We start from the raw sequence: 10,343 nt of genomic DNA, 5'->3' as shown, positions 1-10,343 counted from the left end.
GCAACACCTCGTATTCGACATCAATCGAATCAACGGCTTCTTGCGCTGTGTGAATATCTGTTGCGGCAACCGCTGCAACTGCATGGCCGTGATACAATACCTTGCCATCGGCCAGCACATTTGCGCGCAGGTGCTGCAGATTGGCAGCACCTTCACCCAGGTCTTCAATTTTATCTTCTTGTAAAGGCAGGTCGTCAACCGTAATCACGGCTTTTACACCTGCAAGCGCCTCTGCCTTGCTCGTATCTATTGATTTGATCCGCGCATGCGCGTGTGGGCTGCGCACAACTGCCCCGTGCAACATGCCTGCCATATCGATATCTGCACCGTATTTTGCCCGACCGACGACTTTATCGACGCCATCGTGCCGTATCGGACTGGTGCCAATAACTTTGTAATCCGTAATGCCCAGATAATCTTCTGTTTTTGTCGCCATTATGGGATCACCTCCCTATTCGGCCATTTCAGACGCGGCGTCTTGCACCGCGCGGACGATTTTGTCATAACCCGTGCAACGGCACAGATTTCCCGCTAAGTATAACCGAATGCGTTCTTCCGAAGGATCCGACTCTTGATCGAGCAATGCCTTGGCGGCCACAATAAAGCCCGGTGTGCAAATGCCGCACTGAAGGGCTGCGTGTTCGAGAAATTTTTGCTGAAGAGGATGCAAACCATCGGCACTTGCAACGCCTTCAATTGTCGTGAGTTCCTGCCCCTCGGCTTCGACACCCATCATCAGGCAGGAATCGATAACCTCGCCATTGACCAGTATGCTACACGCGCCGCAGTTGCCATTGCTGCAACCCTCTTTCGTGCCCGTAAGATCGAGTTGATCCCGCAAAACCTCGAGAATTGTCTGCCGAGGTTCGCACAAAAACTCGACCGATTCTCCATTAATTGTCGTTGTAACGTGAACTTTTCCTGGCATGCGATCAAGACTCCTTTGCTCTCTGAATGGCTCCCTGAATGGCTCGGCGCGTCAAAACGCCGGACAGGTGAACCCGCTGTTCGATAGTTCCTCGCATATCGCTAATTGGCCTGGCTGCTGCGCGCGATGCTGCACACGCCGCTTCTATAGCGTCTTCGTCATCTACTGCTTTCCCCACGAGTGCTGCGCCCGCATCGGCAACGAGCAAGGGAGTGGGAGCGACAGCTCCAATTGACACCCTGGCCTCTTGAATAGTTGCTTTATCGCTGTCCAAAACCACAGAGGCCGCAGCATTGGCGACTGCGATATCCATTTCATTGCGCGGAATAAATCGCAGGAAAAACGCCCCCGAATTGGCAGCCGGAGTTGGCACCTGAATAGAAACGAGAAACTCGCCAGATTGAAGAACACTTTGCCCCGGACCAGTAAAAAAATTCTCTGCGGCGACTTCACGCGTGCCATTTGGACCAGCAATACGACATGCGCCACCAAGGACAATGACAGCAGGTGGGGTGTCCGCTGCGGGCGAAGCATTGCAGAAATTGCCTCCAATAGATCCGCGATTTTGAATCTGAATAGAACCGATGAGCGAAGTACAATCTACAAGCGCGGGATAACGGCTTTCGACAACATCGTAACCGTAAATTTGGGAACACGGTGTTGCCGCACCAATACTCAAACCGCTGTCCTCATCAAAACTCAACGCAGTTGCTTCGGGGATCCGCTTGAGATCAATCATCAAATCGATCTTGCGCCCCTCCTTCAACTGCGCGATCAAGTCCGTGCCACCCGCCAGAATGCCGATATTGCCATTTCCCGCACTGAGCAGAGAAATAGCCTCATCTACAGACTGAGGTGCTTCATAATCAAATGCGTTCAAAATTTTCCTCCTCTTTATTAAAACCGACAGATTTTATTTGCGTCCATTACTCATTTATCTGCGGATGCTTTTGAATTTTTCTGAGAAGTTAAGAATACAACCGGAGTTCCGGGCTGTCAAGCCTTTTGGCGGGAGAGAATTAACGCTCTGAAAATGGATGTGTCAACCACAAAAAAGCGGGCTTCCGCGAGACGCCCAAGCTGGTGGGAGGGGACCAGACTGAACGCTTGCGGAAGCCCAGGACCAACTATCAGACCTTATACTTCATTGCGATAAACGCCTGTGTGATACATTAGTTCCCAATATGAGCCTCAAGAACGACATACCCATCTTTTTGAGCCATGATCTCCCCTTGTCCAAAAACTCTGTGGATGTGTTTCAAATACGCTTCTGGACGCATCACAACAAGCATCAAACGCCCTCCCGGTCTCAGTGCCCTAAAAGCACCCTCAATTAGGGGGTGTGCCGCAGCATTGCCATCGTGAAAGGGCGGGTTGGAAACAATAAGATCGAATTTCTCGCGCCGGTCAATAATGCGAGCATCTTCCACACGAGCCACCGCATTGCAAATCTGGTTGCGTTTCAAATTTTCCTCCGCGCAGGAAACAGCTCGAATATTCGAATCGACAAGTGTTGCATTGCCTTTTACAGATAAACGCGCTGCAACCATGCCAAGTGCGCCCCAGCCACACCCCCAGTCCAGTACATGGTCGGTGGGGCGAACTTTCAAGCAGTCGATCAGCAATCTCGTCCCGTTGTCGAGCCCATCCCGTGAAAAAACGCCCGCACGGGTTTCAACGCGATATGGACTGCCCGGCACATCGCGCAATTCAAATGTCGTTCGATTGTCAACCGGTGCTTGGCAAGGATCATTCTGCTCCTTTTTTGCGCTATAAATTTCCACTCTGCCCACGCGTCCTGCACGTCTGCTATTGCCAAAAACCGCATGCAAATACGCGGCATAACTTCTAATGCCGCGATTGCGCTGGCCCGCCAGATAAAGCGCGCCGCCCATTTCAAGCGCCTGAAAGCCCTGATCAATCCATTCAAATACCTGCCCCTTGGCAGATCTCTGTGCGGGTTTGTAAAATACGACACGCACGTCGGAAATCACCTGCGCGGGCATTGTACTGAGTATCCCCTCCACCCTAAGTATTTCTGCCTTTTGCACGGCGCAAATATCCTCCCCCACAAAAGTCACCCGAGCACCTGTCTCTCGCAAGCATACGAGACAGTCTCCCTCCCAGCCGAGATCCAGCACCCGGCTACCGACCTGTACATCTGCCATGTCAACAAATGCTTCCCTGGCTTGTGCTTCTTTTGTTTTAATCACTTGCAAAACACTCTGCCACAATATAAAAGGAGAATTCTATTCCATTCTTCTTCAAATGAAATAATCAAGCTACGACTCTGCCCGCGCCTTAATGCCCGTATAAGAATTGGAATCATTGACATCGGTTTCGACCGGCAAATTGGAATCGCGCCATCCCACCACTACGAGAACGCCATTTTCGACTTTTCCGCCAAAGCCGCCCTGAACATTGGCCAAATTTGAATACCCCAACCGCGCCATCAAATCCGTAGCCATCTGTGAACGCATCCCGCTCTGACAGCCACAAAAAATGGGCTGTTCTTTATCGGACAGTGTTTTTTGCACAACATTCAGAAAATCGGGATTTGGCACCATGCCCCCCGGACCGGGAACTGCAATGGGGATATTGATAGCGCCTTCGGGATGCCCCTGGGCAAATTCCATTTCCGTGCGCACATCGAGATATACCGAATTTTCTGCCTCATCCATCGCGGTTTTTGCTTCTCCGGGTTCAAGCTGTTTAATCGCCATATTAAACTCCCAATATTGAGATGATTGCTTCTGGAATATATTGCTTACAAAATAAGCAAAATCATGGGTGGGGCAAGTCTTGAATCTCGTTTGGGCATTTATTGCGTTTCAGTTCTTTACTCTTGTCGCTGGATATATTACTTTGGGTTTCAATAATCAAAATAGTTTACAGGAGGACCAGAGAGATGGCCAAAGAAAACACACTGAGGGTCGCTGTTGCGGGCTGCCACCGCATGCTGTTGCGCGATTTGACCCATCACAATTTTGCCGCGGCTTTTCGAGCCATCCCGGAAACTGAGATCGTCGGTATATTCGATTACGGTGCGGAAACGCGAGCGGAATTTGTCACCTGCTGGCAGGACGTTTGGGGCGATATCCCAACCTTTGGTAACTATGAACACATGCTCAAAAAAATCAAACCAGATGTAATCTGCATTGCCACGCGTCAGACCATGCACGCCGATCAGATTGAGGCCGCTGCCGCAGCAGGGGTTCGGGGTATTCTCTGTGACAAGCCTTTGGCTACAACCCTTACGGAAATGGATCGCATTATATCTGCGTGTGCGGACATCCCTCTCTGCTTTGGCCTTGACCGGCGCTGGTCTCTCCCTTATCGCCATCTTCGCCGGGACCTGAGCGATCTGATCGGAACCATCACGAGTCTCGTCGCTTATGGCCTGCCCAACACCATCAATCACGGTTGCCATTGGTACGACGCCTTGCTGGGTCTATTGGGCGATCCCGAACCCTTATGGGTCAGCGGTCTGATTGACCACGGTGATTCAGACGATGAACGCCGCAAACTCGATCCGCCTGCACGTGCTCAAATTGGTATGGACAATGGCGTTGTCGCCTACATTACGATGGATGGCGGCAAAGGCCCCAGTTTTCAAATCACGGGAACAAAAGGTCATCTATCCATCCTCTCTGACGCAACGCACGCCCATCTCTGCCGAGAAAATACTTACCAGTCCCTCAGTCTTCCCACAGACAAAGACCCGTGGCCGACGGGACCTGCAATGGTGCGCGACCTCGTGCAAGCTATTGAAACGGGTGGTCGCACGGCCTGTGACATCAATCATGCGCGCAGAGCCACAGAGATAGGATTTGCCATCCATCACTCCTCGAAGCAAGGGGGGGCGAAAATCGCTTTGTCAGATGTGGATCGATCTCTACGAGTGGAATCATACCCCTGGGGAAATGAATAGCTATAAAATACTCTTGGATAAATATAGTTTTAATACACTTACACACTGCTCTTCCCAAAGGAGATCTCAATGTCAGACCCTATGAACATCGTCGTCATCGTAGCCGATACGTTTCGCACCTCATTCCTGGGTGCTTACGGAAACGACTGGATCCACACGCCAAACCTCGACCAATTTGCCGAAGAGGGCGTGCGCTTCACCAATGCCCATCCCGAGTGCCTGCCCACCATCCCGACGCGGCGAACCCTTCACACCGGACGCCGAGCCTTTCCCTTCAAAGACTATAGTCCCGTTCCCTGGGACAATGTCTATCTCGCCGGATGGCAACCCATGTCGGGTGATGAGGGTACAATCGCCGAAGCCCTCGTGCAGGCTGGTTATCACACCGGTTTCTTTGCCGATGTCCCCCATTACTTTGTTCCTGGAATGAATTTTACGCGGGGCTTCCGCCAATGGGAATTCATTCGCGGTCAGGCAGAGGATCGCTATCGCGCCATAGCCGCAGCAGACCCGGCATTGATCGAATGCTATAAACTCAGAGAAGGACAGCCTCAGAATCTGATCCGCGCCCATCTGGTCAATGTGCAACCCCAGCGTCCCGAAGAGACCTGGCCCGCTGCGCGGACGTTTCGCGCTGCCATTGAATTTCTGGAGCAAAACGCTTCAAACACGCCCTTTTACCTCTATGTCGATAGCTTTACCCCCCACGAAACATGGGAAGCACCACTCCATTACTACGACCTGTATGGTAGCCGCGAAGACAGAGTACCCATTTGTCTCAATGTACCTTATGGTCCCCTGAGCGCCAATCCCGACTACGAAGATCGGCTCGCTTCTATTCGCGCCAATTATGCCGGACTCGTCACAATGGTGGATACCTGGTTTGGACGGCTGGTCGATACAATCGACAGAGTGAGCTTGCGGGACAATACCATGGTCATTTTTCTGAGCGACCACGGCACAAATTTCGCCGACAATACCGAAGGCATAATCGGCAAACCCGCAGACTACATGTATCCGGGCACCATGTGTATCCCGATGATCTTGCGACACCCGCAAAACAAAAGCGCCGGAACCATCTCCAACGCCTTTGTCTATACCCTCGATATACCCGCAACAGTGCTCGACATTTCTGGCGTCTCACCAATCGGAGAAATCGACGGACAGAGCCTGCTGCCCATCGTTGAATCCTCCGGCACATTCAGCCAGCGAGACTATCTAACATGCCGCTACGGCAATTCCGTCTGGTACAAAGACAATACCACCTGGTTCTTTTCTCAGGTGAACTTTTCTGGGCCTCGCGTCTTCGACCTGGAATCAGACCCGGACTGCACCCAGAACATCGCCGAAAGAGCCGCAGATAGAATCGAACGGGCAAAACGCCGCATTCTCGAAGACGCTGGCGGCGAAATCCCCATCTACCAGCGTAAAGAATCCACCGATGCCCTCGGCCGCCCAGAATTTACTGTATGACGTACTATAGAATGTTACCAATCTGAAAATGGAATATTGTGCCCCTGTCCGGGAAACCAGATCATATCGATGACAAACGAAGTACCTGCCCCCATAAAATGCCCGAGGATCAGACCGATAAAAAAGGGTCGCGCTGTCCGATATGCCTGTGCGCCACCAATTCTGAGAATAATAGCTTTGGCAAACCACGCCAGAAAAATTGGGAGAACGACATATCGCACGGGACCCACAGGACCAGCGGCAAATCCAATGGGGTGAAAGGGAAAACCGGGAAAGCGATAGCGCACAAACATCAGGAGCAAGGTAAACGCCGCCCCTCCGAACAAAAAACCGATCAACTCCCAATTTCTACCCCACGGATCCTTCGACTTCTTGACCAGATCATCCCAGGGCCAGCGCGCCAGTTCACCGGTAAAAATTCCACCGTAATTGGCGGCACCATTTACATAGCCCATATAGATCGTGTACAAAAATGTGGCAAACACGCCCACACCCATCGCCAGAATCAGAACCCAGAGCAAGCGTCGCCTATTCGTCTGGATGGTATCGAACAACTTTGTCGAATGCCCCAGCGCGGGCATAATCGTCGTCTTGATATCGCTACACCACGAATGAGAGATAGCAATAGAAACGAGCGTGCGCGATGCCAAAGAATCAATACCCAGAATGACCGATGAAAAAATTTGCGGACACATCGCTGCGCGAAGCGAAATCAGTCCTGCCTCTGCAATCAGACGGGTTTGTCCCAAATACATCACCAGTACGCCAAAAAGGAACAGTGGGATAAACTTCAACTCCATCCCCGTCTTATAATGCCACACAGCAAGATAAAGCGCGCTCCCTATCAATCCAAACGCGGCAGTGCGATAAGACATAATCTCGCCCGAGTCATCTACTTCTGGATCATTGTAAAACGCCTTGCGAAATACATTTTTCAGATGTTCTCGCCCCATCCAGAATCCAACGAGAACAATGACAATGATTGCACCGTGCGATTGCGCCCCAATCGAAAGCGGATTCGTAGAGTATTCGTCAAAAATGACCTCCTTATAACCCAATCGGTTAAAAAGGCCCATTTCCATCGTAGTAAAAAAGTTAAAAAACCACAGACTGAACAGAATATCCAGCTTGATAAAATAGGCAAATCCCGCCACAACCGGGTACATACGCATCGAAATAGGTGGAAATACCCGGTCGAACACCACATTGGGATAACGCCAAGGGATCTGCGGGAACGAAGGATTAAAATGATTGATCACATTCCACAGCACCCAGAAAAACGTCAATCCAAATCCAATCCAGAAAAGCGGTAGATTTAGAATCGGAATACGAAAAAAGCCCTTCTCTTTCGGCTCTTCCAGCACCGCCAGTGGAACTTCCATCAAGGGATATTCAATGCGCTCGTTCTCCACCCATTGCTTCCGCAAAATTACCATCAAACACAAAGCGCATCCATAATAGGCGACAATTACCGTCATCCACCAGAAAACCGGCACCAGCCATATCGTCCAGGGTATGGACGCACCGCGCGGTAGCCCTTCAAAAAACCACCTCAGGCCCTCGCCACCCGGGACCACGGTCCACTCGGGCAAGAGCGTCTCGTAATACACCGCCCACTGGTTTTCCGGCGAAGACAGATAATGGGGCACCGTAAAATTGGCGACCATCTTGCCGATAAAATACGTGGGCATAGTGGCCCCGATCAATGGCATCACAAAAATGACAATCAATTCACCCCGGCTCAACTTCAAGAATCGGTTTGCAAACAACACCAGCACCATCAAAGGCACAACCGCCGCCATTGACAGATGATTTTGATCCAGGCGGGTCGCGTGCAAAATAAATCGCGCGTAAGACCCCGCATTCGTCGCCAGCACCGTCAATACAATACCAATCGACAGCGACCAAACCGAAATCGGCGACCGGATCTGACGATCGGGTGTTGTCTCAACCTCTTTTAAAGCCTCTGCCATAATACCTCTTGATTCAATGGATTTCCTGGAGTATCTGTCTTAGCTCAAACTGCGACAGGGCACGGGGATTGTTTTTTAGACGTTCCGTGTTGACATTCTGCACAAGTATTTCCAGGTCTGCGTCAGTATCCACACCGACCTGTCGCAGACGGGTCGGACAACCAATGGCGCCGATGAGATCGTCAATGTGTTTTCGCGCTTCTTCAGAACTCGCAACCCCTATCAGCCTGTTAATATCTCTGATATCTTTCTGAACTTGAGCAACACCTTTGGGATGCCAACAATCACCACTGACTACCCCATTGTTGTATATTAAAACTGCACCCAATGTCAGAGCCACAGCCAAACCATGAGGCACGCCAAATTGAGATGTGAGCGTATAGGAAATCGCGTGAGGTGCTGTGGTCTTGCTGATATTGATCGCTTTGCCAGATAGATGGGCAGCGCGACACATATTGGCACGCACATCGGGCGTGGGACGGTGAACAGCGGCCTCGAGATTATCGAGCACCAGCGTCAGAGCCTCGCTTGCAAAAACACGCGATTGCGCGGTTGCATTCACACTCCACAGAGATTCAACAGCCTGTGACAGTGCGTCCAGTCCCGTATGTGCGGTAATAGAAGCTGGCAAATTGGTAGTCAGATTGGGATCGATAATTGCGTAGTCTGGCAGCACATTGGCGTGTGCAACGGAATATTTTTGTTCCCCGACATAAACCACAGCAAAATGCGTTGCTTCACTCCCCGTACCCGCTGTGGAGGGAATGGCGATTAAAGGTGCGGCTTTATCCCGAATCGGTATATTCCCTGTAAGAAGTTCGCGGTATTGTCCGCGATGTGTACCGAAAATGCCAATGAGCTTGGCCATATCAATTGCAGATCCGCCACCTATGGCAATCATCATATCACATGGATGTGCGTGCCATAATTTGACACCGCGTATCACATCGGCGTATTTGGGATTGGGCGCGAAATCATCAAAGATAGTATGGATGCGCCCCTGTAATGCGGCTTCTATATACATTTTTGCACCCGATTCATCGTAGGCTGTGCGATCAGCCACAACAAAAACAGACCGCGCGGCTCTGTCATCTAACAAAGACTGCACAGTCTCAATAGCCCCGGGTGCCATGCAGGTAATCTGTTTCACAAGACGATTCACTCATTTCGCCAATAAATCAGAAAGGACAGAAAATGGATTTTTATTTTCGACGTACATATCGCGGTGCGCTGAAAGCCATTTTGTTAGATTGGGCGGGAACCACAATGGATTACGGATGTTACGCGCCCGCCGTAGTCTTTCGCCAGGTGTACGAACGCATGCGAGTGCCTATCAGCATGGCCGAGGCGCGTGCACCGATGGGGGCGCACAAGAAAGTCCACATTCGCAAAATATCTCAAATCGAATCTGTACACCAGCGCTGGGAAGATACCTACAATCGACCACCGGAGGAATCGGATATCGACGAGATGTTTGAAGCATTTGTACCCTTGCAACTGAGTTGTCTGGCTGAATACGCCGACTTGATTCCCGGTACACTGGAAGCAGTTGCCGCATTTCGCAAGCGCGGATTAAAAATAGGATCAACCACCGGATATACAGGCGAAATGATGGCACTATTGCAGGAAGAAGCCAAAAAACGAGGTTACGAACCCGACGCAACCGTATGTGCGACCGACGTACCCGAAGGCCGCCCAGCACCGTGGATGTGTGTGCAAAATGCCATGCAACTGGGCGTGTATCCCTTTGCAGCCTGTGTCAAGGTCGATGACACGATCCCCGGCATCGAAGAAGGTCTCAACGCCGGCATGTGGACTATTGGACTTGCAAAAACAGGAAATGAAATCGGTCTAAACGAAGAAGAAATCAACCGCCTTGATCCCGAAGTACTGCAAACACAACTCGAGGCTGTATATCAGCGCATGCATCAGTCCGGCGCACACTATGTCGTCGATGGCATCTGGGATGTGCCTGCTGTATTAGACGACATCCAGAGCAGACTCACACGCGGCGATTGTCCCTGAGACGCAATACTCA

At 51.0% G+C, this 10,343-nt stretch carries 10 protein-coding genes; 3 read left to right on the top strand and 7 right to left on the bottom strand.

Features of this window, described 5'->3' with window-relative positions; translation table 11 throughout:
* From OXG87_12365 to OXG87_12345, 5 genes are all read right to left on the bottom strand, one after another.
* Positions 1-436, bottom strand: a 436-nt coding sequence (locus OXG87_12365) for a xanthine dehydrogenase family protein molybdopterin-binding subunit (GenBank protein MCY3870345.1), incomplete at its 3' end; no start/stop codon positions are given.
* Positions 437-451: 15 nt separating this feature from the next.
* The gene (locus tag OXG87_12360) at positions 452-928 is read right to left on the bottom strand and encodes a (2Fe-2S)-binding protein (GenBank protein ID MCY3870344.1); all 477 of its coding nucleotides are present in this window, start codon (positions 926-928) and stop codon (positions 452-454) included.
* A 4-nt stretch (positions 929-932) separates the two neighbouring features.
* A complete protein-coding gene (locus OXG87_12355; protein MCY3870343.1) occupies positions 933-1,808 on the bottom strand; it encodes a xanthine dehydrogenase family protein subunit M in 876 nt (291 codons plus the stop codon).
* A gap of 292 nt (positions 1,809-2,100) precedes the next feature.
* Positions 2,101-3,141 carry a methyltransferase gene (locus OXG87_12350; GenBank protein ID MCY3870342.1) on the bottom strand — a complete coding sequence of 347 codons (1,041 nt, stop codon included), beginning with the start codon at positions 3,139-3,141 and terminating at the stop codon, positions 2,101-2,103.
* A gap of 69 nt (positions 3,142-3,210) precedes the next feature.
* Positions 3,211-3,651, bottom strand: coding sequence for a rhodanese-like domain-containing protein (locus tag OXG87_12345; GenBank protein ID MCY3870341.1), 441 nt, complete (start codon positions 3,649-3,651; stop codon positions 3,211-3,213).
* A 185-nt stretch (positions 3,652-3,836) separates the two neighbouring features.
* Here OXG87_12345 and OXG87_12340 point away from each other — a divergent pair, with 185 nt between their 5' ends.
* Both OXG87_12340 and OXG87_12335 read left to right on the top strand, forming a co-directional pair.
* Entirely contained in the window at positions 3,837-4,859 is a 1,023-nt protein-coding gene (locus tag OXG87_12340) for a Gfo/Idh/MocA family oxidoreductase (protein ID MCY3870340.1), read from the top strand.
* Positions 4,860-4,928: 69 nt separating this feature from the next.
* Positions 4,929-6,332, top strand: a complete 1,404-nt coding sequence (locus OXG87_12335) for a sulfatase (GenBank protein MCY3870339.1) — start codon at positions 4,929-4,931, stop codon at positions 6,330-6,332.
* Between the two features lie 14 nt (positions 6,333-6,346).
* Here the strand turns inward: OXG87_12335 and OXG87_12330 are convergent, their stop codons facing one another.
* Both OXG87_12330 and OXG87_12325 read right to left on the bottom strand, forming a co-directional pair.
* Positions 6,347-8,305, bottom strand: coding sequence for a hypothetical protein (locus tag OXG87_12330; GenBank protein MCY3870338.1), 1,959 nt, complete (start codon positions 8,303-8,305; stop codon positions 6,347-6,349).
* Between the two features lie 13 nt (positions 8,306-8,318).
* Positions 8,319-9,467 (bottom strand): phosphonoacetaldehyde reductase, encoded by a 1,149-nt coding sequence (locus OXG87_12325; protein MCY3870337.1) that lies wholly within the window; start codon positions 9,465-9,467, stop codon positions 8,319-8,321.
* A 32-nt stretch (positions 9,468-9,499) separates the two neighbouring features.
* On the opposite strand from OXG87_12325, the gene OXG87_12320 reads away from it, so the two are divergent.
* On the top strand, positions 9,500-10,330 hold the full coding sequence (locus OXG87_12320) for a phosphonoacetaldehyde hydrolase (protein MCY3870336.1): 831 nt from the start codon (positions 9,500-9,502) through the stop codon (positions 10,328-10,330).
* Positions 10,331-10,343 lie beyond the last annotated feature (13 nt).

Source organism: Gemmatimonadota bacterium (genome assembly GCA_026706845.1).
Classification (GTDB): Bacteria; Latescibacterota; UBA2968; order UBA2968; family UBA2968; genus VXRD01.
This window is presented reverse-complemented; position numbering and strand designations above follow the sequence as displayed.

Coding starts and splice junctions, on each gene's coding strand:
- OXG87_12360 (MCY3870344.1), bottom strand. CDS start 928: ATGCCAGGAAAAGTTCACGTTACAACGACAATTAATGGAGAATCGGTC.
- OXG87_12345 (MCY3870341.1), bottom strand. CDS start 3,651: ATGGCGATTAAACAGCTTGAACCCGGAGAAGCAAAAACCGCGATGGAT.
- OXG87_12340 (MCY3870340.1), top strand. CDS start 3,837: ATGGCCAAAGAAAACACACTGAGGGTCGCTGTTGCGGGCTGCCACCGC.
- OXG87_12335 (MCY3870339.1), top strand. CDS start 4,929: ATGTCAGACCCTATGAACATCGTCGTCATCGTAGCCGATACGTTTCGC.
- OXG87_12330 (MCY3870338.1), bottom strand. CDS start 8,305: ATGGCAGAGGCTTTAAAAGAGGTTGAGACAACACCCGATCGTCAGATC.
- OXG87_12320 (MCY3870336.1), top strand. CDS start 9,500: ATGGATTTTTATTTTCGACGTACATATCGCGGTGCGCTGAAAGCCATT.